This is a genomic window from Ruegeria sp. CDSC085 (genome assembly GCF_059610465.1).
Window position 1 is genome coordinate 172,452 of the sequence record NZ_JBXWNR010000006.1, and the last position, 26,111, is coordinate 198,562.

Below are 26,111 nucleotides of genomic sequence, written 5' to 3' on the forward strand. Positions count from 1 at the left end.
TCTAGTAGGCGACCATCGTCAACAGCTCATATTCCGCGACCATTTCATCATCCTGCTGAGTCAGGGTGACATGCCAGCGGACTTCGCCGTACTCTTCGTTCCGCTTGGTCTTGGCCTTGACCGTCAACCGCACCTTGATGGTATCACCCGCCTCGACAGGCTTCATGAATCGCAATCCGTCGAGGCCAGTGTTTGCCAGAACCGGGCCCTCGTTCGGTTCAACAAACAATCCGGCTGCAAATGACAAAAGCAGGTAGCCATGGGCCACTCGGCCCGGGAAGAACGGGTTCCGTTCCGCCGCTGCCTGATCCATATGCGCGTAGAACGTATCGCCGGTGAAATTGGCAAATTGTTCGATGTCTTCCATCGTGATTGTACGTGGCGCCGTGTGGATGGTCTCGCCAATCGCCAGCTCATGGAACCGGCGCGTGAACGGATGGGCTGGTCCTTCGACCTCGGTCGCGCCGGGAACCCATGTATTCCCGATTGCGGTCAGCAGATCGGGCGATCCCTGAATGGCTGTCCTTTGCATGTAATGCTTCACGCCACGCACACCGCCCATCTCCTCGCCGCCACCAGCGCGTCCGGGACCGCCGTGAACCATATGCGGCAGCGGAGAGCCGTGGCCGGTAGATTCCTTCATCGAGTCGCGATTGTTGAAGTACAGGCGCCCATGATAAGCCCCTGCCCCCATGGCAACGTGCCGTGCCACATCGGCGTCACGGGTTATGACCGACGCCACCAGCGACCCTTGCCCGCGATTTGCCAGTTCGATCGCATGGTCGAGATCGCGATAGCCCATCACAGTGCTGACCGGGCCAAAAGCCTCGGTTTCGTGGACACGCCGGGCCGCATCCGGATTGGCGCAATGGTACAGCATCGGCGGCAGGAACGCGCCTTTCTCGGCATCTGCCCCATCAACCACAAAATCATCAGGGTTTCCGAAAACGCGTTCGGCTTCTTGCCCGATGATTGCCACCTTTTCCAGGACATCGCGTTTCTGACCGTTCGAGACCAACGCACCCATGCGTGTCGTTTCCAGCCTAGGGTCACCGATGACCGTTTTGGCCAGCCTCGCGGACAGGGCTTCGATCACCGCCTGCACCAGAGGCTCTGGGGCCATGATCCGACGGATTGCGGTACATTTCTGCCCAGCCTTCGTGGTCATCTCGCGCTGGACTTCTTTGACGAAGAGGTCGAATTCCGGCGTGCCCGGTTCGGCATCAGGGCCGAGGATCGAGCAGTTCAGACTGTCCTGCTCGGCCACGAAACGAACTGAATTCTCCAGAATCACCGGGTTGGAACGCAGTTTTGACGCCGTTTCTGCAGATCCGGTGAAACTGACTACGTCCTGCATGGTCAGACGATCCAGCATATCGCCCAAACCACCCGAAACCAGCTGCAACGCGCCCGCAGGCAAAATGCCGGAGTCCAGCATCAGCCGGACGCATAGTTCGGTTACGTAGCACGAGTTCGTTGCCGGCTTTACGATGGCCGGAACGCCTGCCAAGAGTGTCGGGGCCAGCTTTTCCAACATCCCCCAGACAGGAAAGTTGAACGCGTTGATATGAACCGCCACGCCGTGCAACGGGGTGCAGATGTGTTGCCCCAGAAAGGTGCCATTGCGGGACAGTTGCTCAACCTCACCGTCCAGGTAGACATGTCCGTCCGGCATCTCACGTCGGCCTTTCGAAGCGAAGACGAACATCGTGCCGATGCCGCCGTCAATGTCGATCAAGTGGTCCGACTGTGTAGCACCTGTGCTGAAAGACAGGTCATACATTGCCTGCTTATGCTGACCCAAATGAATGGACAATGCTTTGAGCATCTTGGCCCGTTCATGGAACGTCATCTTCCGCAGCGCCGGCCCACCGACATTGCGCGCATAGTCAAGCATCCCCTGCACATCCAAGGCGCTATTGCCGGCCGCGGCGATCACCTCGCCTGTGACCGCGCTTGTAATATTGCGGGCACCCGCACCGGGCGAAACCCATTCACCGGCTGCGAAGCTGGAAATCTGTTGGATTGTCATGAGCGTCTCCTCATCTGCTGTGTGATCTTCGCGCGGCCGTATGCCCGTCTCACGAAATCATAATATAAACCGTACGGTCGGTGAATAAATTGGCGAATTGGAATCGAAACCGTACATCTCAGACTTGCGCTGGCAGTCGCGCGAAACCCCGAAATCGAATGCGCCCGCCTCGTTCAGCGCCGTCAGTGATGCGATAGGTCGGAAATCGCGCCAGAAACCGTCCGACGGCCACGCGTCCCTCCATACGCGCCAAGGTCAGGCCAACGCAGGTATGGGGGCCTCCGGCAAACGCATGATGCTTGTTGGGGCGTCGATCCAATACAACTTCATCAGGTTGTTCAAACTGCCGCGAATCGCGATTGGCTGCGCCGATGCACAGGTGAATGTCTGTACCTGCTGGAATGGTCTGACCATGGAACGTCACATCTTCAGTGGTCAGACGGTTGCCAAATTGATTTGGGCTTTCCAGCCGCAGGAACTCGTCCACCGCCGTGTTGATCAGATCCGGATTGGCCAGCAGCTCGGCCCGTTTGTCGCGGTGCCGTTCCAACAGTTCCAATGCGTTGCCGATCAGGTTGGTGGTGGTCTCGTGCCCCGCATTCAGAATGAAAATGCAGTTCTGGTAGAGCTCGACCTCGGTCAGGCCACCATCGGTGTCATCCTGCATCAACCGTGTCAGGACATCCGTCGCAGGATCTCCGGGGTTGGCCCGGCGATCTTCAATGATGTGCCGAAGAAAGTCCTTGAAATCAGAAACCGAGCGGTTGCCCCACTCTTCCTGCTCGGGCGTCAACTGAGGCTCCAATGCGCCCAGTATGGCCAGAGACCAATCCCGCAAAGGCCCGCGTTCTGATCGGGGAATGCCAAGCAGGTTGCCGATGATCTCGATCGGGATGGCCCCGGCGAAATCCTCGATCAATTCTACCGGGCCCTTGGCTTGCATCTCGTCCAGCAACCCATCGACAAGTTGAACCAGGCCCGGTTCCATCTGCGCCAGCGCCCGTGGGTTCATCGCGCCAACCATGACCTTGCGGACGCGGGTATGCAGGGGCGGGTCATTGAACACAAGGCTGGTGGTATGGTGTTCGTACAGCGGGCTGTCGATCCCGTATTTTGGGCCGAAAACCGCCTTTTTATCCGATATGAAACGCACCGTATCCCGGTAAACCAGATCCAGGTCATCATGTCGCGACAGGATCACCGATCCGTCGGGCTGCCAGCAGACGGGCGTGTCTTCGCGCAACGCGGCGTAGGTTGGATAGGGATCCGTATGAAACCCGTCCGGGAGCGCTGTCAGAGAGAACATCAGTGACCCATCGCTCCCATTTGTTCGGGAAGGACCAGAACCAGCCAGGGCACCAGAACAATCAGGGCCAGACGGAAGATGTCTGCCACCCAGAACGGGGTGACTCCTTTGAAGATTGTTCCGGTCGATACGTCCCCGACCACGCCTTTCAGAATGAACACGTTCAGGCCCACGGGCGGCGTGATCAAACTGATCTCGGTCACGACGACAACGACAATGCCGAACCAGATCGGATCATATCCCAGTGACGTGACCAATGGGAAAAAGATCGGCACCGTAAGCAACAGCATCGACAGCGATTCAAAGACGCACCCCAGAATAATGTAGATCCCGAGGATCATCAGGATCACGACGAAGGGTTCCACCTCATACGCGGTGACCAGAGCGATCAACGCTTCGGGCAGACCAGCCAGGTTGATGAAATTCGAGAAGATCTGCGCCCCGATCAGAACCGAGAACAGCGCCGCGGCGGTGAAACTGGTTTCCTTCAGCACTTCAAAGGTCGAACCAAGTGTCAGCCCACCGCGCGACAATGCAATCAGGAATGCACCCATCGCGCCCATACCGGCAGCCTCGGTCGGGCTGAACGTCAGGTTCAGAGGATAGAAATCGAACACTCCGTACAAACCGCCGATCACCAGGAAGAACAGCAGCAACACGGCCCAGACCGAGCGCAACGCCGTAAGGCGCTCGCCCCAGCCGTGGCGTTCACCTGCAGGGCCGGACTCGGGCCTGCGCCAAACAGTCCAGCGCACGGCGAACAGATAAAAGAGGATACCAAGTACGCCTGGGATGATGCCAGCAACGAAAAGTTTGCCGATCGAGGTTTCGGTCAGCAGGCCGTAGATCACCAGAATAACCGACGGTGGGATCAGGATGCCCAGCGTGCCACCGGCGGCAATCGACGCCGTTGACAGCTCATCCGCGTACCCATAGCGTCGCATTTCCGGCATCGCGACTTTGGACATGGTCGCAGCCGTTGCCAGCGAGGATCCGCAAATGGCCGAAAAGCCACCGCACGCGGCGACCGTCGCCATTGCGATACCACCGCGGAAGTGGCCCAGAAAAGCGTTTGAAACCGCGTATAGTTCGCGCGCGAGCCCGCCCTTGTTCACGAACAGGCCCATGAGGATGAACAGTGGCACGACCGACAGGCCGTAGTCCTGTGCCGTGTCCGTAATCTGACGACCCACCATCGACATCGCGGCCTTCAGTCCGCGCTCGGACAGGATGCTGCCACCGCGCTCATATGCGAACCCAAGCGTCCCCACTAGACCCATCGCAAACACAATGGGCAAGCGTACCAACACAAGAACCAGGACAAGGGCGAAACCGATCAGTGCGGCAGTCATTAGGCGTGCTCCGACAAGGTTTGGGGGGCAAAAATGTACAAAAGACCGGTGATGAACATCGCAACGGCCGTGATTGCAGTGAAGGCGGCGATGAACCAACCAACATAAAAGACCGGGATTGAGAGGTATTCGGTAACGTCGCCGTAATCCCGTGCACGTTCAGCCAAAATCCAGACGCGCTGAATCGGCCAGATCAGCATGATGCCGGACACCAGATAGACGATCGCATCGCGCGCTCTGCTCAGCCGCAAGCGTGAGAAAATTCCATCCGTCAGGTCGACTGCGATTTGCCCCTTCCCTGCCGAGATCATCGGCAAGACCGAGAACACAAGGATCGCCATCAGAATCCGCGTCAGTTCGGTTGCCGCCTCGATCGGAGCATTGAAGACAGAGCGCAGGATAACGTCAAAAAAGGTCATCACCATCAGGATGAACAGCGCCACACAGGCCAGCACCGTCGGAATGATACTGACGCGACGCGCGAAGGTCACGATAGATTGCATGATTGGCCCCCAACGGGTGAAATTGGCTGGCGGGTCAACCCCGCCAGCCGGGCTGCGTTACTGAGCGGCCATTTCGTTAACGATCATGTCATATGCGGCTTGCGCATCAACACCGGTGCCATTGACCTCTTCGATGACCCTGGCGCGCACATCGGCAGCAATCGCATTGAACTTTTCCAGATCTTCAGCGGACGCTGCATTGATCGCGTTGCCCTCGGTCTGTTCGGTCGCCTCACGGCCGATCGCGTCGATCTCATCCCAGATTTTACCGATTTCGCGGCTCAGCGGTTCACCGAAAACCTTTTCTTCCAAAGCAGCCTGCATATCGGCGGGCAGATCCGCAAACGTGTCTTCGTTCATGATAAACGCAAACGACCCGCGATACAGGCCACCCGGAACTTCATAGACATTTTGCGCCACTTCAGTCAGCTTGAAGCCTTTGCGGGATTCAAACGGCATGACGACACCATCAGCAGCTTTCGAAGCGAGTGTCTCGTATACTTTCGGCGCAGGTACCTGGATTCCGGTTGCGCCCAGCGCCGTGCCGACGTCGCCGCCCACACCACCTGGGATACGAACCTTGAGACCCGCCACTTCGTCAAGCGTGGTCACGGGGCTGCTGGAGTGAAGCTGTGCCGGGCCATGGGTGTGCAGCGCGACCACTTTCACACCGCGATGTTCGTCCGCCGCCTTGAGATACTGGTCGTATGTACGCCAATACGCGACCGAGGCCGCTTCGGCCGAGCCCTCATATCCGGGCAGCTCAATCATCTTGGTGGTGACGAAACGACCGGGCTGGTATCCATGAAAGATGATCGAAGCATCCGCTGCGCCATCCATGATCAGGTCCATCTGCGCCGGCGGCGGGGCAATTCCCAGCTTCAATTCTGCAGTGACTTTGCCGTCGGTAGCTTCTTCGACCATTTCCACGAATTTCGGCCACATCTTCGCGTTGATGCCGTGGGTTGGCGGTGCCCAGCTGGAAATCGTCAGCGTATAATCCGCCGCCAGTGCCACTGTGCCCGATACGGCCATCGCGGCCGAGGCCAAAAGAGTGCTCAACTTGGTGAATTTCATGGTTTTGTCTCCTCCCTGTGAAACATGACTCGAGAATGCGTTAATGGTCACTTTTGTAACCATCAACATGTTAATAGTTTTCGGATCGACCCGCGACACGCCACGAACCGGGGCTTTCTTTCGCTACGGTTAGCATATTTGCGTTGGACCGGCTGTTTCCGATTTCATTGCAATAGTTCATCGGCCCTCCTCTCCAGCGCGGGAAGCCGTATCCATGGATTTGAACCATATCGACGACTTCTGCGTTTTCCGCGGTCCCTTCTTCAATGATCAAAGCGCCTTCGTTGGCCAGAACCGCCAGCAGTCTTGAAGAGATATCCTCGTCCGAAAAAGCCCGCCGGGTGATGCCCTGCTGGTCAGAATAGGCTTCGATCAATGCCTCAACTTCGGAATCCCGAACTGAGTTGCGACTGCCTTCTTCGTAGCGATACCACCCTTTGCCAGTACGCTGGCCAAAACGCTCCATCTCACAAAGCTGGTCTGCGATGGTGACATAGCGTTCATTCGGGTCGCGGTGTGCTGCATTGCGTTTGCGGTTCGCCCAGGCAATTTGAAGACCGGTCAAGTCCTGAAGCTCATAAGGACCCATAGGCATCCCGAACGCCCGCATCGCATGATCCACCTGATAGGGAAGCGCCCCATCTGCCAGCAGATAATCGGCCGCGCGCCGATAGGCTGCCAACATGCGGTTCCCAATGAACCCATCGCAGATACCCGACAGCACCGAAACCTTGCGGAGCTTTTTCCCAAGCGCGAATCCCGTTGCGACAACTTCGGGAGACGTTTGCGGAGTGTGCACGACCTCGAGCAGCTTCATGACATGGGCCGGGCTAAAGAAATGCAGACCTATGCAACGGGTCTGATTAACGACGCCCGCGAAAATCTCGAGCGGGTCCAGATAGGACGTATTGGTGGCCAAAATAGCATCGCAGCTCATATGCCTGGCCAGCTCGTCAAATACCTGCTGCTTGACGGACAGGTCTTCAAAAACAGCCTCGATCACCAGTTCAGCATCCGCAGCTTCTGAATACCGGTTCACCGCACGAAACGAAGCAAGGCGATCCCGAAGCTGCGCCTCGGACATCTTACCTCTCTTGACCGAGCCTTGCAGCAGATTCTCAACCCGATCGTGCGCTGCCGCCGCGGCGTCCGCGTCTCGCTCGATCAACGTCACGGACAGCCCGCCGTTCAGGGCCGCAGTTGCGATCCCTGCCCCCATTAATCCTCCTCCGACAACGGCTATCCGTGTTATGTCACGGGCGGCCACCCCTTTGATCAACGAAGGTTTGGACACGGCACGTTCAGCAAAAAACGCGTAGCGCAAAGCGCGGCTTTCCGGGCATTGGCGCAACTCCAGATGGCGCGCGCGCTCTTTCGGTTGTGCGGTGGTAAATGGCTCAACCGACCAACCAAGCGCCGTCAGGTTTTCCAACGGCGATTTCTGACCCTTGGCGCGCTTCTTCAAAGCCTGGCGGCTCGCCTTCAACAGATCCGGCGCAAATTCCGCCACAGCACGCTGGCTGACAGGTATTGGGCGTTCGGGCAGGTCGGCAACCAAGTCCAGAACAGCACTCTTAGGGTCTTCGGCGACGCGGTCGACGCCGCCAAGCTCGGCCAGTGTCTCTGCCTTGAGAATTTTGCCCGAACAGGCCATGTCAATTGCAGCCCGCATCCCGACCAGACGCGGCAATCGTTGTGTGCCCCCTGCCCCGGGGATCAAACCCACATTGACTTCCGGCAGGCCAAAACCTGTTCTCGGCGCTGCGATCCGCCATGCACAGGCCATGGCGATTTCGAACCCGCCACCCAGCACGTTGCCATGCATGCAAGCGATGAACGGAACCTCGCTGTCTTCGATTTTCTGAACCACGTCAGGCAAATGTGGCTCGACCGGCGGTGCGTCGAATTCGGACATGTCGCCGCCCGCGACAAATGTTTTACCAGCGCAACACAGCACGGCCACGCGCGCGCCCTTGACCGCATCAACCGCGTCAGACAGCCCCTGGCGAACACCTGTCGACGTCGCGTTTACCGGCGGGTTGTCAATTGTGACCCACGCCACGTCGCCCTTAAATTCAACGCTCACCAGCGACGACTGCGACATTTGCAATCCCTTTGATCGGTTCAGATTCGGTTCGGGTTTATATATTGACCAACCGTTCGGTTAATGCAATGATTAAGTTGAAACGAGAACAGATGAGACAGTCATGAACGATACGATTCTTGTACAAGACAACGGGAACTGGGTCGAAATCACCCTGAACCGCCCGGACAAGTTGAACTCGTTCAATGAAGAAATGCACATGGCGCTGCAGGATGCACTGAAAGCCGCGCGCGACGGCGGCGCCCGCGCGGTATTGCTGACCGGTGCCGGGCGTGGCTTTTGTGCTGGTCAGGACCTCGGTGATCGCGATCCGTCGAAAATGGATGGCCCGCCGGATTTAAGCAAGACGGTACGCACGTTCTATGGCCCTCTTGTCCGTTTGATCCGGTCGATGAATATCCCGGTGATCTGCGCCGTGAACGGAGTAGCAGCCGGGGCGGGTGCAAATCTGGCGCTGGCCTGTGATATGGTTCTGGCCGCGGAAAGTGCGAAATTCATTCAGAGCTTTTCCAAGGTGGGCCTGATTCCAGACACGGGCGGCAGTTGGCACTTGCCGCGTCTGTTGGGCGAGGCACGCGCCAAGGGGCTGGCCCTGACAGCCCAACCCCTTCTGGCCAAACAAGCCGAAGATTGGGGGTTGATCTGGAAGGCAGTGGCCGACGATCAATTGATGACCGAAGCGCGCGTTCTTGCCGCGCAATTGGCAAACGGCCCCACCCTCGGGCTCGGGCTGACCAAACAGTGCATTCAAACCGCTGCCACCACGTCCCTCTCGGATCAGCTTGAGATCGAAGCGGACGCAATGAAGACCTGCGGGGAAAGCGCGGATTACGCCGAAGGCGTATCCAGTTTTCTTGAAAAGCGGGCACCGAATTTCAAGGGACACTGATGATGACACCCAAGGAACGTGCCACGAGATCCGCTGAAGCGATGTGGGCGAATGACCAAGCCAGCAAATGGTTCGGGATGAATCTGGTCGAAGTCGACGAAGGCCGTGCAGTCCTGACCCTGACAGTCGCGGACCATCACTGCAACGGGCACGGCATTTGCCACGGGGGCGTCACTCATGCCCTGGCCGACAGCGCCTTTGCCTTCGCCTGCAACAGCCGCAACGTGGCAACCGTCGGCCAGCATACGATGATGAGCTATCTCGCGCCCGGAAAAAAAGGGGACCTTCTGACCGCAACCGCGACAGAGGTTGCCGTCACCGGTCGCAGTGGCATCTATGACGTTCGCGTCACCAATCAAGACAACACCCTGATCGCCGAGTTTCGCGGAATGTCCCGCGCGGTTGGCGGGCAGAATTTTCAGGAATAGCTTCGCGACTGGAGGAGTGACGCGATGGAAGACCTTTCCCCAAACAAAGCGGATCTGGACCCGATCGAGATCGCCTCGGTCGACGAAATCCGTGCGACGCAGCTTGAACGCCTCAAATGGTCCGTACGCCACGCCTATGAAAACGTGTCGATGTACAAGCAACGGTTCGACGAATCCGGTGTGCATCCTGACGATCTTCAGCAGCTCTCGGATCTGGCGAAGTTTCCGTTCACGTACAAGAATGATCTGCGTGATAGCTATCCGTTCGGCCTGTTCGCCGTTCCACGCAGCCAGATCATTCGTCTGCACGCCTCGTCCGGTACGACAGGCAAACCGACAGTGGTGGGCTACACAAAAAACGACATCGACAATTGGGCGGATCTGGGCGCAAGGTCCCTGCGCGCATCGGGGTTGCGTAAAGGTGACATGGTGCACAACGCCTATGGTTATGGGTTGTTCACCGGCGGTCTTGGCGCACATTACGGGATCGAGCGGCTTGGCGCGACCGTCGTCCCCATGTCCGGCGGGCAAACCGAAAAGCAAGTCAACCTGATCAACGACTTCCGGCCCGACGGGATCATGGTTACGCCCTCCTATATGCTCAATATCCTTGAGCAGTTCCACAAGGTGGGACTCGACCCGCGTGAAAGCTCGCTGAAGGTTGGTGTGTTCGGTGCTGAACCCTGGACTGACGCAATGCGTGCCGAAGTCGAGGCTGCGTTTGATATGCACGCGGTCGATATCTATGGCCTGTCCGAAATCATGGGGCCCGGGGTGGCCAATGAATGCGTTGAAACCAAGGACGGGCCGGTGATCTGGGAAGATCACTTCCTGCCTGAAATCATTGATCCCGTAACCGGAGAGGTCTTGCCCGATGGCGAAACCGGCGAGTTGGTGTTCACGACCCTGACCAAGGAGGGGTTGCCGATGATACGCTATCGAACCCGCGACCTGACCTGCCTGCTGCCGGGTACAGCACGGTCCATGCGCCGCATGGCCAAGATCACCGGTCGCAGCGACGACATGATGATCCTGCGCGGTGTCAACGTCTTTCCCAGCCAGATTGAAGAACAGGTCATGGCAACAGGGGGCCTTGCCCCTTATTATCAGATCGAGCTGTACAAATCCGGCCGCATGGACGCCATGCGGGTTTTTGTTGAATCGTCCCCGGATTCCACCGACGAACTGTCCAAGACAGCCGCAGCACGGATGCTGACGAAGCGGATCAAGGACGTCGTTGGCGTCTCAACGGAAATTGTTGTAGGTGACCCCGGCGACGTCGAACGCTCTCAGGGCAAGGCGAAGCGCGTCGTCGACAATCGCGATAAGGAATAAGCCGTGGCCCGTACAATCGCTAAAGACCACGACCAGAAGCGGGAACAAATCCTTAAAACGGCAGCCAAAGTGTTCGCCGACCAAGGGTTTGATCGCGCCTCCATGACCCTGTTGGCAAAAGAGTGCGGGATTTCCAAGGCAAACATCTACCACTACTATGACAGCAAGGATGCCATCCTGTATGACATCCTCGAAACCTACCTGCGCGAGCTTCGCGACCGCATCTGCAATGTGGACCTGAATGGCCTCACGCCTGAGCAGAAGCTGCGGAAAGCGGTACGCGAAATCCTGTTTGCCTACCAAGGCGCAGATGACGAACACCGGGTGCAGATCAGCGGCATGAGCGCATTGACCGAGGAACAACAGAAGCTTCTGCGCGGGTATCAGCTGGAATTGGTGAATTTTGTGCGCGACATCCTGAATGAACTGTCTCCGGGAGCCTTCAACGACAACAGGGACAAGCTGCGCGGCGCCACGATGTCAGTTTTTGGGATGCTGAACTGGTATTACATGTGGAACACCGGAGCAGGGTCCAGGGCCCGCGAAGACTATGCTGATCTGGTCAGCACTCTGACCGTCCATGGTATCCACAAGCTTTAGCTGTGGCCTTCGGACAAAGCTGTTCGAAATCTATCGCAGGTATGCCTGCCTTTGTCCCGTTGCCACAGTGCCAGTTTCAGGGCCGTAACGCGGTTCCTCATCCTGACCAGTCAATGCGGAACTCTTCCCGAAAGGCAAAACGCACCAGATGAGCCTCAATTACCCGTTGCCATCCGGCCAGATCACCGCGCGCCCGGGTGGCGGCGGTTACGGCCAGGCTAGTAGCGCTTGCTGAAAGGGTGACGCGGTTCCCGTCTGGAAAGCTTACACTGCCCCGCGTTTCATCGAATGTTACCTGGGCCTTGTGCGACCAGTGTTTGCAAAGCTGTTGCAGGTATTTCGACGCCGCGCCTGTATGCGCAATTCCCGAAGCCACCTGATCGGGCAGCAGGCTGAGCCCATCAGCGGCAGCGGCCCGGATCGCCTTGGCAAACAAGGTCACATCGATATCAGTGGCCACGAATGTTGCCCCCAGATCCAGACATTTTCGCTGCATGACCGGATCCAGCGACAATATCCCTGCTGCCTTGCCTGCCGCAACGATGCGCTGGATCGCATCCAGCACGGCCTCGATCACGTCCGGGTGCCCGGCATTGCCGATATGGCCCATATCAGCGGCCAAATCCGACGGGCCGACGAACACCCCATCGACTTCGGTCGCCAGAATGTCGCCCAGCGCCTCCAGCCCAAGCCTGTTTTCGACCTGCACCAAAAGACAGATCTGCTCGTCCGCCGTTTTCAGATAATCCGGGATAGCCGCAAAACGCGAGGCCCGCGCCAAGGCGGAACCTACGCCCCGAACGCCACGAGGTGGATACTGCACGGCCCGCACCAGTTCGCGCGCCTGATCGCCGCTTTCCACCATCGGCACCAAAATGTTCTGCACGCCGGCATCAAGGTATTGCTTGATCATCCAGGTCTCGCCAATTGGCAGGCGTGCGACGGGGGTACTGCCAGATCCTTCAATCACCCTCACTTGCTCGAGGATCGAGCGCAGATCGTTTGGCGCATGCTCTCCGTCGACCAGCAGCCAGTCAAATTGCGCGGTCGCGGCGATTTCGGCGGTGTAGGCATTGGCCAAGCCGACCCAGCACCCGATCAAAGGGGTTCCCGACGTCAGCGCGGCCTTGAACGTATTGCTTGGTGCGGGCATTGGCGAACCTTTCAGGCGAAATTGATATCGACTGAGCCGAACGGCCCGAAATCCGCGTGGATTTCTGTTCCCGAGGGGCATTCGACCGGGCGGATAAAGCTGCCTGACAGAATAACTTGGCCCGGCGCGATGCTTTGACCGTATTGCGCCATACGGCGCGCCAGCCAGACGACGCTTTCGACCGGATCGTTCAGCACCCCCGCGCCCAGACCGGTTTCTTCGATTTCACCATTGCGGAAGGTCAGCGCACCAACCCATCGCAGATCAAAAGCATCGACCGGATGACGTTCTGCACCCAGAACGATACCTGCATTGGCGGCATTATCACTGATAGTGTCAAACACCGTGCGGGCCTTGCCGGTTTCAGGATCCACACGTTGAATCCGTGTATCCAGAATTTCGATGGACGGCGCGACGCAATCCGTCGCAGCGATGATTTCTTCGCGGGACACGTTTTCTCCGCCAATGGCCGATTTCATCACCAAGGCAATTTCAGCCTCGATCCGGGGCTGAATGAATCGCCCGGCCGGAACGGTGGCACCCCGTTCAAACACCATGTCGTCAAACAGAATCCCACTATCAGGAATGTCGATGTTCAGCGCGTATTGCATGGCTTTCGAAGTCAGGCCGATCTTCCACCCAATCACTTTGCGCCCTTCGGACAGTTTCTGGCGATAGATGGCGTTCTGCACATCATAAGCGTCATCCATGTCCATCTCGGGGTGGCGCAGACTGAGCAGGCCAATCTGTTCATGCGTGCGTTCTGCCTGCAAAAGGTCAGCGGCCGCGCGCACATGGTCTTCGGGCGTCATACCTTTTCATCCTCAACCGTGTTTCGCAGCGTACCGATGCCTTCGACCCAGACCTCGACCACATCACCGGGTGCCAGATATTTCGGCGGGTCGAACCGCGCGCCCGCCCCGGTAGGTGTACCGGTCACAATGATATCGCCGGGCAGAAGCGTCATGAAAGTCGAAATATACTCAATCTCGCGCCGGATCGGGAACATCATGCGGTTCAGTGTATCATCCTGCCGCAACTCACCATTCACGCGGGTTTGAAGACGCGCCTCATCCAGCTGGGCCGCATCCGTGAAAGGAACCAGCCACGGGCCGATGGCCCCAGAGCGGTCCCAGTTCTTGCCTTGGGTGACATTGAACTTGGCGTGCCGAACCCAGTCGCGAATGGTTCCTTCATTACACAGCGTCAGCGCGGCGATGTGGTCATACGCGTCCTGCTGCGAAATGCGGCGGCCAGCCTTGCCAATCACGATGGCCACTTCGCCTTCGTAATCCAGCGTGTGGTTTTCCGGCGGGCGGATCAAAGGCCGGTTATGGCCGGTAAACCCACTGGCGAAACGCGGGAACAGCGACATGTGTTTTGGCTGCACGCTGTCATCCTTGTATTCCGCATTCCGGTCGGGAAAGTTCACCCCGACGCAAAGGATACGTCGCGCATCCGGCATCACCATGTCATATGTAAACTCGGAATGGGTGACAGGTTTGCCGTCGGCGGCTTCTGCCAGTTGATCAAATGCACCGGCAGCGATCACCTCGTAGAGGCTGGCGTATTCGGGGAAGACCGGATTCAAAGCAATTGCACCACCGTCGGTGATTGCCCCAAAAAAACGCTCATCACCCGAAAAGAAAGTTGCAAACTTCATTCAATAGTCTCCCACACGTCCCGGATCACGTCCGCCGCCATCAGCACGTCATCGCGGGTGGTATCGAACTGCCCGACCTGAAAGCGGATGATTTTGCGGCCATCGAACAAGCCTTGGGTCAGGTAAATCCGGCCATCGTCATTCAGCGCGTCCACCAGACGCTGTTGCTGGGCGTCGTCCCCGGGACAGCGGAAGGAAAACAAGCTGAGGATCGGGCCGGTTGTGATCTCGAACCCCTCGATCGAACCGATCTTTTCCGCCAGTTCGCTGGCCCATGTCACGTGGTTGCGGATGCGTTCGCGCAATCCTTCCAACCCGTATGACCGCAACAGGAACCAGATTTTCAACGCCCGGAACCTGCGGCCCAAAGGGATGGTCCACTCAGAGTAATTTGTCACCTCTGCACCGGTTGTCTTGAGGTATTCCGGTTCAATTTTCAGCGTATTGAGCTGGGGCGCGGCGTCTCGCAAGAACTGGATGGCACAATCGAATTGCGCGCCCATCCATTTATGCGGGTTGAAGACAATGCTGTCATAGCGACCGGCCCCCTGCCACAAAGCCTTGCGAAATTCCGGGCAGATCATAGCCGATCCCGCCCAAGCGGCGTCGAGATGGGTGTAGAGGTCGTATTTTTTCGCAATGTCAGCTACGGCCATAAGGTCGTCGCAAGCCCCCACTCCTGTGCCGCCGGTAATGGCAACGATCCCGGCCGGAATATGCCCGGCGGCAATGTCATTCTGAATGGCGGCCTCAAGCGCCGAGGGAACAATCCCGAAGTTCGGCCCCTGTGTGGGCAATTTGACCAGATTGTCCTGACCAATCCCAGCGATCCAGCAGGCCCGGTCAATCGACGAATGCACCTGATCCGAACAATAAATCCGCAATGCACCCTTCGCGTTCAGACCTTCTCGGTTGCCGGTAAAGCCGGTGGCCCGTTCCCGCATGGTCAGCACTGCTGATAACGTAGCCGAAGAGGCGCTGTCCTGAATGACGCCGGTCATGCCCTCAGGCAATCCAAGGGCCTGCCGCAACCATTCGACCATGACGCCTTCAACCTCGGTTGCGGCAGGCGATGTCTGCCACAACATGCATTGCGCTGCGATAGTCGTCACCAGCATCTCGGCCAACATGGACGGGGGCGCAGCATTGGCCGGGAAATACGCAAAGAAGCGTGGGTGCTGCCAATGGGTGATGCCCGGCATCACGATCCGTTCGAAATCGGCCATGATGGCGTCCATCGGCTCGCCTGTTTCGGGTGGTACTGGCACAAGCTGGGCCGCGATTTCCCCCGGCGCGGTCTGCGCCCGCACGGGACGTTCAGCAAGTGTCTTGTGATAATCCGCCGCCCATTTCGAGATGTGCTGACCCCAATACGAAAACGTGTCCCAGTTCATCTACTGACTTTCCTTTGTGACGGGATCACCGCCAAGTCCTCGTGTTCCGTTGCTTGCGTCACACCGAAAAGCTGACATTTGCCTGACCGGTGCCAGAGCTGCCGAAATACGGGGTGTAAATGTCAATTTCACCTTTGTAGCTTCCCCAACCCAACGCACCAAACAGCAAAGCGGTGTCATTCATGGCGCATTCGCCAGTGCATTTCTTTGCATAGTCCGGCAGCATTTCAAGGAACTCTTCAAACCTGCCCTGCTGCCACAACTCCAGAACGCGCGTGTCCATCTGGCGGTTGAACTCGCCATTCACTGCATTCAACCCGTCGACCGAGCGTTCATTCGGCGTGAAGTCGTGGCTGAGCGAGCCGGACGCCAGAATGGAAACATTGCGGTCCGAACGTCGGATGCCTTCGGCAATGGCCTCGCCCCAGGCCCGGTTTTCTGCAATCGACGAGAATTGATTGACTGCCACCGGCAATACCCGGGCATTCACACCATCGTTGATGAAATGCATCGGCAGCAGGGTGCCGTATTCCATGCCCATGTCGGGGTGCGAATGGCCCAGCGCCCGCTCTCCCCGTTCGCGCAGAACGTCAAGGATGGTTTCCCCCAGTTCGTGATCGCCGCGATAATCGAACTCCATATCCGCCAACATATGCGGCAGTTCGTGACTTATGAATCGACCCTTGTGACGTTCTTTCGTATTCAGGTGAAACCCTTGATTGGTGATCCAATGGGTGTCGAACACAATGAACGTCTCGACCCCGCGATCTATCGCGTCCTGACGCAGGCGTTCATACCCATCAATGGCAGATTGCCGGATGCCTTTGTATTTTGGCATCGTGTGGGACATCCAGATGCTGGGTACATGCGTAATCTTTGCGGCCTGTACTATCTTTCCCATGGCAATTCCTCCTCGTGAAATGGGCTTGCCCCAGCCGGGGTCGGCCTATGAGATCTACTTACCCAACTGCATGATCTTGTGCTGACCAGTGGCAAAGCCAATGTGTTTCTGTTCCATATAGAATTCAAAGCTCCAGTCGCCGCCATCCCGGCCGATGCCGGACGCCTTGACCCCTCCGAACGGCGTTGGCAAGTGACGTACGTTCTCCGAATTCACCCAGATCATTCCAGCCTCCAGCCTGTCTGTAAACCGAAGCGCGCGGGTCAGATCATTGGTCCAGACATAGCCGGTCAGGCCATAAGGTGTGTCGTTGGCGATCTTCAGCGCCTCGTCCTCGGTCGAGAACGGGATCGAGGTCAGGACAGGGCCAAATATCTCTTCCCGTGCGATGCGCATCTGGTTGGTGGCATTGGTGAACAGGGTCGGCCGGACAAAAAAGCCCGCATCCCCCACCTTGACGCCGCCAGCGGCGACAGTTGCGCCATCTTCCTTGGCGACGTCGAAATAGCTCGTAACCTTGTTGTAGTGTTCTTCAGTCACCAATGGCCCAATCTCGGTCTCCGGGTCCAAGGGGTGGCCCACCTTGATGCTGTTGACGCGTTCAATCAGTCTGGCTTCGAATTCTTCCTTGATCGTGTCCTGCACCAGAAGTCGCGAAGACGAGGTGCAGCGTTCGCCATTGATCGAATAGATCATAAAGATCACGGCATCCAACGCGCGGTCCAGATCTGCATCGTCAAACACGACAACGGGGTTTTTTCCGCCCAATTCCAAATGGTTGCGCTTATGGGTGTCTGCGCCTTGCTTGACGATCAGACTGCCAGTACGGCTTTCGCCCACAAAAGCAATGGCCTTGATCAGTTCATGCTCGCACAAAACCTTGCCAGCGTCGGGGCCAAATCCGTTGACCGTGTTCAGTACACCTTTGGGTAGCCCTGCCTGTTCGGCGATTTCCACCAGCAGGCGAGCCGTCAGAGGGGAATCCTCGGCGGGTTTATGAACCACCGTGCAGCCCGCAGCCAACGCAGGCGCGATCTTCCAGGTCGACAGCATGAACGGCGTGTTCCACGGGGTGATCACGCCAACCGGGCCAATTGGCACACGGGTCGTAACATTTATCAGTGTCGGAGACTTCAGGTACTGCCCGTCCCGTGCCTGAATCACCTGATCCGCGAAATACCGGAAGTTCTCCGCGCCCCGTAACGCTGCCTTTGACATGAAGCGCAGAGTCTGCCCTGTGTCCCAGCACTCGCACAGTGCTATTTCCTCGGCGCGGGCTTCAATGCCATCAGCCACATTCAACAAAATGCGACGGCGTTCGGTGGCGGGAATGTCTCGCCACTCTGCAAAGGCTGCATGAGCGGCCTTGGCTGCCGCGTCAATATCATCACCCGTGCCATGGGCAACATCACAGATCACGGATTTATCGACGGGCGAGACAGACTGAAACACTCCGGCAGATCCGTTCCGATCTTCACCCGCGATACGGTTGCGGATACCAGTTTCCCGGAACCGGTCCAGAAAGCCGTTCAACTTTTCGATGTTTGTGTCCAATGCACTCATGCGTCAGGTCTCCTGCGTGGTCGCCACCAGGTGGTCGCGGATCGTACCAACCTTGGGCGACAGCTTGGGGTCGATGTCACGCATCTCAAGCGAGAGCGCGATGGAATGCTGTGAAAAAACCGGCGCCAGATATGCTTTGACCGCCTCAAAAATGCGCTGGGTGGCGTCATGTTTGACATCAGTGGGCCGGCCTGCCCGCAGGCGGATCGAGATATCAATAAACCCATGCGCCGGGTTGCCGTCCGCTATGGCGTAATGATCGACCCGCGTCGCGCGCACACGAATGCCCGGCATCGGAAAGGTCTCAATCTCAGCAGCCGTTGCCCGAATGCATTCGCATAGGCCATCCATGTCGATCCTGTCTTCCAGATTACCGGAGTATTCGACGTGGAAGTGGGGCATGGTTTCTCCTCTATTAGTTAACATGTTTAGTATTTAATGCAATCCCTGTCAAGAGATTGCTTTGTTAATCTTTGCAATTTCCGAGATGACATTCTAGAAGGCCGCATGAACACTCAAAGCCATTCCAAAAGCACCGCCCGGTCCCTTCCGATCGCGCTGCTGCGAGCCCGCGAAACCGTCATGGCTCCGATCCGGGACATGCTGCAAGGCATCCAACTGACCGAGCAGAAATGGCGCATCCTGCGTGTTCTGGACGAGCTGGGCGAAGTGGAACAAAGCACCATCGCGCACGAGGCATGCCTGCTGCTACCCAGCGTGACCCGCATTTTGCGCACGATGGAGGCCGATGGCCAGATCACCCGCCGTCAGGATAGCGACGACAAGCGCCGCACCATGGTCAAGATCACGGATTCAGGCCGCTTTATCCTCAAGGAGAACCTAACCACATCACTCGCCATCTCTAGTAATATCGAAGCGCAGATGGGCACCGAGAAACTGGATCAACTGCTGGACCTGCTCGAGGAATTGCAGGCCATCAAAGCCTGACCCCGCCCCAACAGGACGGGGTCGTTTGAATACTTACAGGGTCCCCAATCCAGCGTCCAAAGCCGATAGAATTCTAGTCACATCTTCCGAAGTGACGATCAGCGGCGGCGACAGAATGATGTTGTTGCCTGATACGCGGACCATCACGCCGTCTTCATATGCAGCTTTCTGAACCTGTAGCGGCAGGTGTTTTGCGATAGGTGCCTTGGTCGCCCGATCCGAGACCAGTTCCAATGCACACATCAGGCCCTCACCGCCCCGCACGTCCCCGATCGCGTCATGCTTGTCGGCCAGCTTTTGCAAGCCGGCAAACAACTCATCCCCGCGCGCGGCAGCGTTTTCCCAGATCCGTAGGCGGTTGATCTCGGACAGGGCGGCCAAAGCTGCGGCCGCCCCGACCGGATGGCCGGAATAGGTATACCCCTGATCGACGGATGCCAGACCCGTAGTGTCACTTTCAAAAACCTCTGCGACCGCGCCCGAAATCATGGCCGCGCCAAAAGGGAAATACCCATTGGTGATCGCCTTTGCCGTCGTCATGATATCCGGCTGGACGCCCCAGTGCCGCGCACCGCTTTCACTGCCGGTGCGACCAAAAGCGGTGATAATCTCGTCCGAGATCAGCAGGATGCCGTGTCTGGAACAGACCTCGCGCACCATGGGCATGAAACTCTTGTGCGGCGGGATTACGCCTCCTGCCCCGAGAACCGGCTCCATGATGAAGGCCGCAACAGTGCTTGCACCCTGGAATGCGATCTCGGCCTCAAGCGCCTTGACACAAAGCTGCGCCAGACGCTCGGGATCGGTTTCGTCAAACGGATTGCGATAGGTCCAGGGGGCCGGCACGTGGTAGCAGCCCGGCATCATCGGCTCATACACCGCGCGGAACTTCTGGTTGCCGTTGACAGAGGCGGCAGCAAAATGAGTGCCGTGATAGCCCTGCTTTAGGCTGATGAACTTGGTACGTCCGGCTTCACCCCGGACTTTGTGATACTGGCGCGCAAGTTTCAGAGCTATTTCGACAGAATCCGACCCACCCGACGTAAAGAAAGCGCGGGTCAGCCCGTCAGGCTCAAAGAACTGGGCCAGTTCATAAGACAGCTCAATCGCCTTGTCGTTGCTGGTGCCCCGAAAGGTGGAGTAGTAAGGCAACGCATTCAGTTGATCCGCTATGGCCCGCTTCACCGGTTCACAGGAATAGCCCAGATTGACGTTCCACAGCCCCCCTACGGCGTCCAGCGCCCTGTGGCCATCGACATCAATGATGCTGACCCCTTCACCACCGCTGAGAATGGTCGGCGGGTTCTTCCGGCTGTCGGCGGGATGCGCCATCGGGTGCCAGAAGTATCGGGCGTTGTTTTCCTTCAGAAAGTTGGAGTCTTTCATGTCGCGGGTCTCCGAGTGTTGAATCCGCCCCGGGTCACGGGTGGAATTCGGTTGGAAAGGAGTCGGGCAACTGGCCGCCAAAACCAGCGGTCAGATCAGCCGAAAGTGAATGCAACGTTGACAGTATTGCCGGAAGGCGGTCGCTGGTTGCCCGGGTTTCAGGGACAGCTATTGCGATGGTTCCCAGTGCAATCTGATCGATGCCGAAGATCGGCGCGGCATATCCAAAAACACCTTCTTCGTAACTGCCGCGGCTGTCGGCCCAGCCTGAAACTCTGATCTTTGCGACCCGCTCTTTGATGAGCTTCGGATCAGTAAGCGTGGCTTGTGTAAACCGTGCCTGCACGTCCTGATCCAACTGCTCCAAAAGGTGAGTCGGTCCGAAACTGAGCATGCACAGACCGGAAGCCGTCGCATTGAGCGGAAGCATCTCGCTGGGATCAAGACTGACCCGGACACTGTGCCGCGTTGTTTCCACCACCAGCGCTGTCTGTAATCCCGTTTTCTCCAGCAAGGACAGATGCAGGGATTCACCGACCATCTGCATTGCGGCCTGCATTTTTTGGCGCGCGCCCTCAATGCCGGGTCTGGCGATCTCTCGCAGTGCGGCCAAACGCAATGCCGCCGGCCCGATGGCATAAGTTTTTGTCATCGGATTCTGTTCGATCAACCCGAACTCCTCAAGCGCGCGCAGGTGGCGCAATGCCGTTGCCTTGTTCAGCCCGGACAACCGCGCCAGGTGACTCAGCCCGATCTCTGGGCGGGCATTGGAAAAGTAATCCAGCATTTTTAGGGCGTTAAGGGCTGTGCCCATGTGCGTATCGTCCTCTTGCTCAGGTAATACTTGACAGAACTAACTTAACAAAGCAACATTATTATTGTTAACGCGGTTCAAATATTGAACCACTAACGGGAGGTGTCAATGAAGAAATTTCTAACAGCCGCCGCTTTTGCAGCTTCGGCCACTGTCGCACTGGCAGAGTACCCTGAGAAGCCGGTAAGCTTTGTCGTACCTTGGCCTCCGGGCGATCTGGAAGATGTCCTTACCCGGATGATCGCCGACGAATTCCAGGCCATGTACGGTGTGCCTGCTGCTGTCGTGAACAAACCCGGAGGTGGCGGTGGCCCATTCCCCGGCGCTGTCGAGGTGGCAACCGCTCCGACGGATGGTTACACCATCGGCTCTTTCGTCATCGGAGTACCCGTCATTGGCCCCGAGATCGGAATTCCCGAACTCAACCCGAATCCTTTCGATCCAATTGGCATCTTCCTGACTTATCCCTTCGTCATCGCAGCGAGCAAAGACGCACCGTTTTCAAGCTGGGAAGAACTGGCCGAATACGGCAAGGAAAATGACGTGGCGCTTGGCCATTTCGGATCGGTTCTGCCGCCCACTCAGGTCACCTTTGCAGCAGCCGTCGGCAGCGGGTTCGACTTTGCCAGCGAAGCGGCATTTGACGCCCTGGATTGCAACACGCTGGCCTCAGGCGACGTGGATGTAATCAATACGACGCTACAGCTTATCCTTCCCTGCCTTGATCAGGTGAACGTCCTTGCCAGCATCGGTGGCGAGCGGATTTCACTGGTTCCGGATACGCCGACGATCGTGGAACTCAATCCGGACCTGCCATTGGCTCTTTGGAACGGGCTGTTTGTGCACAAAGACACGCCTGCCGACGCGCGTGAAAAGATCTCGGCTGCCGCCCAGAAAGCGTTGTCCTCGGACAAAGCCAAGAAGCTGGCTGAGGAAACAGGCGCACTGATCTACTGGCAGGACCCGGACGCATCCAATGCTCAGATCGAGCAGGACAAAGCCTCTTTTGCCAAGATCGAAGAGATTCTGGGCGAATAGTCCGAAGAAGGCCCGGCAAGGTCGAACAACGCCGGGCCTTTTTCTTTCAAACAGGAGGCCAAAATGATAGCAAAGACGCTGCAAGACATGTTCCGACGTTATCGACGTCCTGGCGATATTGTCTTTGCCTTCCTTTTCTTCGGTTTCTCCCTGTTCCTTCTCAGCCAGATCGGCACTGAGACTCAGGCTGTCAAACGAACCAAGTGGTTTGCCCAGCCCGCCCTTTGGCCCCAGATCGCGATCTGGGGCATGGTTTTGTTCAGCGGCCTCCACTTGCTGAGCTCTTTCCTGTCCCCGCGCATTCCCGGACGTTTGCGAGAGGTGACGTTCTGGTTGATGTCCCTCGAATACGTTGCCTACTTCCTGATCTATGTCGTGGCGGTTCCGTGGCTTGGGTATCTGCCCTCCACCATGCTTTTTGCGGCCCTGCTGACGATACGATTGGGATTTCGACTGCCTAGAGCTTTTTGCGTTGCACTTACCTTCGGCGCGGTCGTGGCCGTCGTCTTCCGCGCGCTGCTTCATGTGAACATTCCTGCCGGTCGGATATACGAATTCTTGCCCGATGGGCTGCGCGCCTTTGCGCTGACCTACCTGTGAGGCCAAGATGGACAATCTGATTTCCGGCTTTGCAATTCTGGCACAGTGGCAGGTCGTCGTGGCACTAGTCATCGGATCGGTGGGCGGCGTCATCATCGGCGCGTTGCCCGGCGTCGGCGCTGCTGTGGCAATTGCCATTCTGCTGCCCGCCACCTTCGCGTTTGAGCCCATCGTCGGCCTGACCCTTCTGTTGGGCATTTACGGGTCGTCCATGTATGGCGGTGCAATTCCTGCCATTCTGATCAACACGCCTGGCACGGCCGTCAACGCACTGACCACCTATGACGGCTATCCCATGACCAAGCGCGGCGAGGGACACCGAGCCCTGTCGCTGGCCTATTCGGCGTCGTTTTTCGGCGGCATCTTCTCGATCCTCTGTCTGATCATCCTATCGCCTGTGTTGGCCTGGGTTGCCCCACATTTCGGAAGCCGCGAAATATTCCTGGCTGCGTTAATGGGTATCCTTCTGGTGATCCTGGCCCATCGCGGGCAGACCTTTTCGGCCGCGATGCTGGCGTTCTTCGGCATTTTCCTCAGCACCGTCGGTCTGGAACCCGTCAAATACACCAAACGTTTTACCTTTGACCAAACCTGGCTTTCGTCAGGTGTCGATCTGATCGTGGTGGTTCTTGGGCTGTTCGCCATCAGTCAGGCGCTGCTGCTGCTGGTCGACAAAGAACACGCGCCGGGCGAGGCCCATGTGCGCGGCAGCATCTTCGCGGGCCTCAAAGAACTACTAGGCCTGAAACGCATCGCAACGGTGTCGTCATCGCTGGGTGTGCTCATGGGCATGGTACCGGGCACAGGCGAATTCACATCACAGTTCCTCTCATACACATACGCACAGAAAACCTCTGAAGACCCCGACAAATTCGGCGATGGGTCACCAGAAGGTCTGGTGGCGTCCGAGGCGGCCAACAATGCCGTTCCTGGGGCCGCAATGATTCCGCTGCTGGCGCTGGGTATTCCAGGCGAAGCGCTGACCGCGATGATGCTTTCGGTCTTCTATGTTCACAACGTGATTCCCGGACCACAGCTTTTTGCCGATCAGATGGATTTTGTTATGGCACTGTACATGTCGCTGATCCTGCTCAATGTGATCGTTCTGGTCTTTTTGTTGTTCTCGACCAATCTGTTGCTGAAGATCATTCAGATCCCGACGCGCTTTCTGGGGATCATGATCCTGACGCTTTCCTTTGTCGGTGTATTTAGCCTGCGCAACTCAGTCACGGACTGCGCCATTGCCGCCGGGTTCGGCGTGTTCGGGCTGATCCTGAAGCGCCTGAACCTGCCCATTGTTCCGATCATTCTGGGCATGGTTCTGGGCGGGATCATGGAAGTCAAACTGCGCAGCGCCATGGCGCGGGTGAAGACACCACTTGATTTCATTGACCGGCCGATTGCCGCAATACTATTCATCATGATCCTTGGGATCATTCTGCTCCACGTTCGCTCGCTGATCAAGGAACACAAGGAACGCATCACACCGCAACCGGTTCTCGACGAAGACTCAACTCAGCAAGGATAACCCCCCATGGACCAATCCTCGATTGATGCGCTGCGTGCGCAGGACATTGCTCCGCGCGGGCATTTCATAAACGGCCGCTTTCAGGATGGCGAAACCGGGGCCCGGCATCAAGTTCTGTCTCCGATCAACGGTCAGCCTCTGGCGCTGATCGCCGAGGGCACGCCTGCGGATGTCGAGTCAGCCGTTCGTGCGGCGCGCCTAGCGTTCGAGGATGGGCGATGGGCGCGCATGGCCCCTGCCGACCGCAAGAAAGTATTGCTGAAACTGGCTGACCTGATCGAAGCACGCGCGCTTGAGCTAGCCGTGCTGGGCGTGCGCGACAACGGAACCGAGATCACCATGGCTTACAAGGCCGAGGCACTCTCGGCGGCGGCCACTTTCCGGTATTATGCCGAGGCGATCGACAAGATTTACGGACAAATCGCCCCGACAAGCGATGACGTCCTGGGTCTTGTGCATCACGCTCCGGTCGGGGTTGTCGGGGCCATCGTGCCCTGGAACTTTCCACTGATGATCGGCAGCTGGAAAATTGCACCGGCACTGGCCGCAGGCAATTCCGTCGTGCTGAAACCTGCCGAAAGCGCCTCACTCAGCCTGCTGAAGATTGCCGAGCTTGCCGCAGAAGCCGGAGTGCCCGATGGGGTGTTCAACGTCGTGACCGGGCGTGGCTCGGTCGTGGGTGAGGCGCTGGCCCTGTCGATGGATGTCGACATCATGGTGTTTACCGGGTCGGGCACAACCGGGCGGCGGCTACTGGAGTATTCGGCGCGGTCGAACCTGAAACGCTGCTATCTGGAACTGGGGGGCAAGTCCCCGAACATCGTTTTTGCCGACGCCCCTGATCTGGCCGAAGCGGCCAAGGTCTCAGCCGCTGGCATCTTCCGCAACTCTGGTCAGGTCTGTGTCGCCGGATCGCGCCTGCTGGTCCAGCAAGAGATTTACGAAGACTTCGTGACCGAGATCAGCCGCCACGCTGAAGGCTTTCGCGTCGGCGACCCGCTGGATCTGAACAGCCAGATCGGTGCGGTCCACAGCCTGCCGGAACTTCAGGCCAATCTGGATTTCGTCACCAAGGCCGAGGCCGAAGGCGCCGAGCGCCGGACCGGCGGAAACCGCACCCTGGCAGAGACCGGCGGCTATTACATGGCGCCGACCGTCATGGCCAACGTGAAAAAGACCGACACCCTGTTCCAGAACGAAGTCTTCGGCCCTGTTCTGGCCGTCACGCCTTTTGCGGACGAAGACGAAGCGATCCGCCTTGCCAATGCCACCGTTTATGGGCTGGCCGGTGGTGTCTGGACCTCGAACCTCGGCCGCGCGCATCGCATGGTGGCCGGCATTCGCGCCGGTGTTGTGCACGTCAACACATATGGCGGTGCCGACCTGACTGTGCCGCTGGGCGGGATTCGCCAGTCGGGCAATGGACACGACAAATCTCTGCACGCACTGGAAAAATACTTCGATCTGAAAACCGCATGGATAAAACTCTGAGAGAAG

The 26,111-nt window shown here is 57.8% G+C and carries 24 protein-coding genes; 9 read left to right on the forward strand and 15 right to left on the reverse strand.

Annotation, left to right across the window (positions count from 1 at the left end; all coding sequences use genetic code 11):
- Position 1: 1 nt before the first annotated feature.
- From paaZ to AC2FJB_RS11445, 6 genes are all read right to left on the reverse strand, one after another.
- The gene (gene paaZ, locus AC2FJB_RS11420; protein WP_496718362.1) at positions 2 to 2,032 is read right to left on the reverse strand and encodes a phenylacetic acid degradation bifunctional protein PaaZ; all 2,031 of its coding nucleotides are present in this window, start codon (positions 2,030 to 2,032) and stop codon (positions 2 to 4) included.
- Positions 2,033 to 2,150: 118 nt separating this feature from the next.
- On the reverse strand, positions 2,151 to 3,338 hold the full coding sequence (locus tag AC2FJB_RS11425; protein ID WP_496718361.1) for a cytochrome P450: 1,188 nt from the start codon (positions 3,336 to 3,338) through the stop codon (positions 2,151 to 2,153).
- Entirely contained in the window at positions 3,338 to 4,690 is a 1,353-nt protein-coding gene (locus tag AC2FJB_RS11430) for a TRAP transporter large permease (protein WP_496718360.1), read from the reverse strand. Before AC2FJB_RS11430 ends, AC2FJB_RS11425 begins: the two co-directional genes overlap by 1 nt.
- Entirely contained in the window at positions 4,690 to 5,193 is a 504-nt protein-coding gene (locus AC2FJB_RS11435; RefSeq protein WP_299897473.1) for a TRAP transporter small permease, read from the reverse strand. Before AC2FJB_RS11435 ends, AC2FJB_RS11430 begins: the two co-directional genes overlap by 1 nt.
- A 57-nt stretch (positions 5,194 to 5,250) precedes the next feature.
- Positions 5,251 to 6,270, reverse strand: a complete 1,020-nt coding sequence (locus AC2FJB_RS11440; RefSeq protein ID WP_117874106.1) for a TRAP transporter substrate-binding protein — start codon at positions 6,268 to 6,270, stop codon at positions 5,251 to 5,253.
- Between the two features lie 70 nt (positions 6,271 to 6,340).
- Positions 6,341 to 8,374: an FAD-dependent oxidoreductase gene (locus AC2FJB_RS11445; RefSeq protein WP_496718358.1), complete on the reverse strand. Its 2,034-nt coding sequence runs from the start codon at positions 8,372 to 8,374 to the stop codon at positions 6,341 to 6,343.
- Between the two features lie 103 nt (positions 8,375 to 8,477).
- On the opposite strand from AC2FJB_RS11445, the gene paaG reads away from it, so the two are divergent.
- From paaG to AC2FJB_RS11465, 4 genes are read left to right on the forward strand one after another with little or no spacing between them, the layout of a single operon-like run.
- On the forward strand, positions 8,478 to 9,263 hold the full coding sequence (gene paaG / locus AC2FJB_RS11450; protein ID WP_496718357.1) for a 2-(1,2-epoxy-1,2-dihydrophenyl)acetyl-CoA isomerase PaaG: 786 nt from the start codon (positions 8,478 to 8,480) through the stop codon (positions 9,261 to 9,263).
- A 2-nt stretch (positions 9,264 to 9,265) separates the two neighbouring features.
- Positions 9,266 to 9,691, forward strand: coding sequence for a hydroxyphenylacetyl-CoA thioesterase PaaI (gene paaI, locus AC2FJB_RS11455; RefSeq protein ID WP_117874108.1), 426 nt, complete (start codon positions 9,266 to 9,268; stop codon positions 9,689 to 9,691).
- Positions 9,692 to 9,715: 24 nt separating this feature from the next.
- On the forward strand, positions 9,716 to 11,026 hold the full coding sequence (paaK, locus tag AC2FJB_RS11460) for a phenylacetate--CoA ligase PaaK (protein ID WP_496718356.1): 1,311 nt from the start codon (positions 9,716 to 9,718) through the stop codon (positions 11,024 to 11,026).
- 3 nt (positions 11,027 to 11,029) lie between these two features.
- Positions 11,030 to 11,626 (forward strand): TetR/AcrR family transcriptional regulator, encoded by a 597-nt coding sequence (locus AC2FJB_RS11465; RefSeq protein WP_117873884.1) that lies wholly within the window; start codon positions 11,030 to 11,032, stop codon positions 11,624 to 11,626.
- Between the two features lie 97 nt (positions 11,627 to 11,723).
- On the opposite strand, the gene AC2FJB_RS11470 is transcribed toward AC2FJB_RS11465, so the two are convergent.
- From AC2FJB_RS11470 to AC2FJB_RS11500, 7 genes are read right to left on the reverse strand one after another with little or no spacing between them, the layout of a single operon-like run.
- Positions 11,724 to 12,779, reverse strand: a complete 1,056-nt coding sequence (locus AC2FJB_RS11470) for an aldolase/citrate lyase family protein (RefSeq protein WP_496718355.1) — start codon at positions 12,777 to 12,779, stop codon at positions 11,724 to 11,726.
- A gap of 11 nt (positions 12,780 to 12,790) precedes the next feature.
- Entirely contained in the window at positions 12,791 to 13,591 is an 801-nt protein-coding gene (hpaH, locus tag AC2FJB_RS11475; protein WP_496718354.1) for a 2-oxo-hept-4-ene-1,7-dioate hydratase, read from the reverse strand.
- A complete protein-coding gene (locus AC2FJB_RS11480; RefSeq protein WP_496718353.1) occupies positions 13,588 to 14,442 on the reverse strand; it encodes a fumarylacetoacetate hydrolase family protein in 855 nt (284 codons plus the stop codon). Before AC2FJB_RS11480 ends, hpaH begins: the two co-directional genes overlap by 4 nt.
- Positions 14,439 to 15,836, reverse strand: a complete 1,398-nt coding sequence (locus AC2FJB_RS11485; protein WP_496718351.1) for a pyridoxal phosphate-dependent decarboxylase family protein — start codon at positions 15,834 to 15,836, stop codon at positions 14,439 to 14,441. The genes AC2FJB_RS11480 and AC2FJB_RS11485 overlap by 4 nt, the downstream gene beginning before the upstream one ends.
- Positions 15,837 to 15,894: 58 nt before the next feature.
- Positions 15,895 to 16,737: a 3,4-dihydroxyphenylacetate 2,3-dioxygenase gene (hpaD, locus tag AC2FJB_RS11490; RefSeq protein WP_496718350.1), complete on the reverse strand. Its 843-nt coding sequence runs from the start codon at positions 16,735 to 16,737 to the stop codon at positions 15,895 to 15,897.
- 54 nt (positions 16,738 to 16,791) lie between these two features.
- Positions 16,792 to 18,300, reverse strand: a complete 1,509-nt coding sequence (hpaE, locus tag AC2FJB_RS11495; protein WP_496718349.1) for a 5-carboxymethyl-2-hydroxymuconate semialdehyde dehydrogenase — start codon at positions 18,298 to 18,300, stop codon at positions 16,792 to 16,794.
- A 3-nt stretch (positions 18,301 to 18,303) separates the two neighbouring features.
- Complete coding sequence (locus AC2FJB_RS11500) at positions 18,304 to 18,702, reverse strand: 5-carboxymethyl-2-hydroxymuconate Delta-isomerase (protein WP_496718348.1); 399 nt, start codon at positions 18,700 to 18,702, stop codon at positions 18,304 to 18,306.
- Between the two features lie 105 nt (positions 18,703 to 18,807).
- Here AC2FJB_RS11500 and hpaR point away from each other — a divergent pair, with 105 nt between their 5' ends.
- Positions 18,808 to 19,248, forward strand: coding sequence for a homoprotocatechuate degradation operon regulator HpaR (gene hpaR, locus AC2FJB_RS11505; RefSeq protein WP_496718347.1), 441 nt, complete (start codon positions 18,808 to 18,810; stop codon positions 19,246 to 19,248).
- A 33-nt stretch (positions 19,249 to 19,281) separates the two neighbouring features.
- Here the strand turns inward: hpaR and AC2FJB_RS11510 are convergent, their stop codons facing one another.
- Entirely contained in the window at positions 19,282 to 20,634 is a 1,353-nt protein-coding gene (locus AC2FJB_RS11510) for an aminotransferase class III-fold pyridoxal phosphate-dependent enzyme (protein WP_496718346.1), read from the reverse strand.
- Between the two features lie 34 nt (positions 20,635 to 20,668).
- Positions 20,669 to 21,448 (reverse strand): IclR family transcriptional regulator, encoded by a 780-nt coding sequence (locus AC2FJB_RS11515; RefSeq protein ID WP_496718345.1) that lies wholly within the window; start codon positions 21,446 to 21,448, stop codon positions 20,669 to 20,671.
- Positions 21,449 to 21,556: 108 nt separating this feature from the next.
- On the opposite strand from AC2FJB_RS11515, the gene AC2FJB_RS11520 reads away from it, so the two are divergent.
- The 4 genes from AC2FJB_RS11520 to AC2FJB_RS11535 all read left to right on the forward strand — a co-directional run bounded on the left by AC2FJB_RS11520 (position 21,557) and on the right by AC2FJB_RS11535 (position 26,105).
- Positions 21,557 to 22,486, forward strand: a complete 930-nt coding sequence (locus AC2FJB_RS11520; RefSeq protein WP_496718343.1) for a tripartite tricarboxylate transporter substrate binding protein — start codon at positions 21,557 to 21,559, stop codon at positions 22,484 to 22,486.
- A 63-nt stretch (positions 22,487 to 22,549) separates the two neighbouring features.
- The gene (locus tag AC2FJB_RS11525; protein WP_496718342.1) at positions 22,550 to 23,086 is read left to right on the forward strand and encodes a tripartite tricarboxylate transporter TctB family protein; all 537 of its coding nucleotides are present in this window, start codon (positions 22,550 to 22,552) and stop codon (positions 23,084 to 23,086) included.
- Between the two features lie 7 nt (positions 23,087 to 23,093).
- Complete coding sequence (locus tag AC2FJB_RS11530; protein ID WP_299897517.1) at positions 23,094 to 24,614, forward strand: tripartite tricarboxylate transporter permease; 1,521 nt, start codon at positions 23,094 to 23,096, stop codon at positions 24,612 to 24,614.
- Positions 24,615 to 24,620: 6 nt separating this feature from the next.
- Positions 24,621 to 26,105, forward strand: coding sequence for an aldehyde dehydrogenase (locus AC2FJB_RS11535; protein WP_496718341.1), 1,485 nt, complete (start codon positions 24,621 to 24,623; stop codon positions 26,103 to 26,105).
- Positions 26,106 to 26,111 lie beyond the last annotated feature (6 nt).

Bases quoted from the DNA above. Each gene is read 5' to 3' on its own strand.
- AC2FJB_RS11435 (WP_299897473.1), bottom strand. From the start codon at position 5,193: ATGCAATCTATCGTGACCTTCGCGCGTCGCGTCAGTATCATTCCGACG.
- AC2FJB_RS11520 (WP_496718343.1), top strand. From the start codon at position 21,557: ATGAAGAAATTTCTAACAGCCGCCGCTTTTGCAGCTTCGGCCACTGTC.
- AC2FJB_RS11440 (WP_117874106.1), bottom strand. From the start codon at position 6,270: ATGAAATTCACCAAGTTGAGCACTCTTTTGGCCTCGGCCGCGATGGCC.
- AC2FJB_RS11430 (WP_496718360.1), bottom strand. From the start codon at position 4,690: ATGACTGCCGCACTGATCGGTTTCGCCCTTGTCCTGGTTCTTGTGTTG.
- AC2FJB_RS11525 (WP_496718342.1), top strand. From the start codon at position 22,550: ATGATAGCAAAGACGCTGCAAGACATGTTCCGACGTTATCGACGTCCT.
- AC2FJB_RS11535 (WP_496718341.1), top strand. From the start codon at position 24,621: ATGGACCAATCCTCGATTGATGCGCTGCGTGCGCAGGACATTGCTCCG.
- hpaE (WP_496718349.1), bottom strand. From the start codon at position 18,300: ATGAGTGCATTGGACACAAACATCGAAAAGTTGAACGGCTTTCTGGAC.
- AC2FJB_RS11485 (WP_496718351.1), bottom strand. From the start codon at position 15,836: ATGAACTGGGACACGTTTTCGTATTGGGGTCAGCACATCTCGAAATGG.
- AC2FJB_RS11425 (WP_496718361.1), bottom strand. From the start codon at position 3,338: ATGTTCTCTCTGACAGCGCTCCCGGACGGGTTTCATACGGATCCCTAT.
- paaI (WP_117874108.1), top strand. From the start codon at position 9,266: ATGACACCCAAGGAACGTGCCACGAGATCCGCTGAAGCGATGTGGGCG.
- hpaD (WP_496718350.1), bottom strand. From the start codon at position 16,737: ATGGGAAAGATAGTACAGGCCGCAAAGATTACGCATGTACCCAGCATC.
- AC2FJB_RS11470 (WP_496718355.1), bottom strand. From the start codon at position 12,779: ATGCCCGCACCAAGCAATACGTTCAAGGCCGCGCTGACGTCGGGAACC.
- hpaR (WP_496718347.1), top strand. From the start codon at position 18,808: ATGAACACTCAAAGCCATTCCAAAAGCACCGCCCGGTCCCTTCCGATC.
- AC2FJB_RS11510 (WP_496718346.1), bottom strand. From the start codon at position 20,634: ATGAAAGACTCCAACTTTCTGAAGGAAAACAACGCCCGATACTTCTGG.
- AC2FJB_RS11500 (WP_496718348.1), bottom strand. From the start codon at position 18,702: ATGCCCCACTTCCACGTCGAATACTCCGGTAATCTGGAAGACAGGATC.
- AC2FJB_RS11515 (WP_496718345.1), bottom strand. From the start codon at position 21,448: ATGGGCACAGCCCTTAACGCCCTAAAAATGCTGGATTACTTTTCCAAT.
- paaK (WP_496718356.1), top strand. From the start codon at position 9,716: ATGGAAGACCTTTCCCCAAACAAAGCGGATCTGGACCCGATCGAGATC.
- AC2FJB_RS11530 (WP_299897517.1), top strand. From the start codon at position 23,094: ATGGACAATCTGATTTCCGGCTTTGCAATTCTGGCACAGTGGCAGGTC.
- paaZ (WP_496718362.1), bottom strand. From the start codon at position 2,032: ATGACAATCCAACAGATTTCCAGCTTCGCAGCCGGTGAATGGGTTTCG.
- AC2FJB_RS11480 (WP_496718353.1), bottom strand. From the start codon at position 14,442: ATGAAGTTTGCAACTTTCTTTTCGGGTGATGAGCGTTTTTTTGGGGCA.
- AC2FJB_RS11445 (WP_496718358.1), bottom strand. From the start codon at position 8,374: ATGTCGCAGTCGTCGCTGGTGAGCGTTGAATTTAAGGGCGACGTGGCG.
- paaG (WP_496718357.1), top strand. From the start codon at position 8,478: ATGAACGATACGATTCTTGTACAAGACAACGGGAACTGGGTCGAAATC.
- hpaH (WP_496718354.1), bottom strand. From the start codon at position 13,591: ATGACGCCCGAAGACCATGTGCGCGCGGCCGCTGACCTTTTGCAGGCA.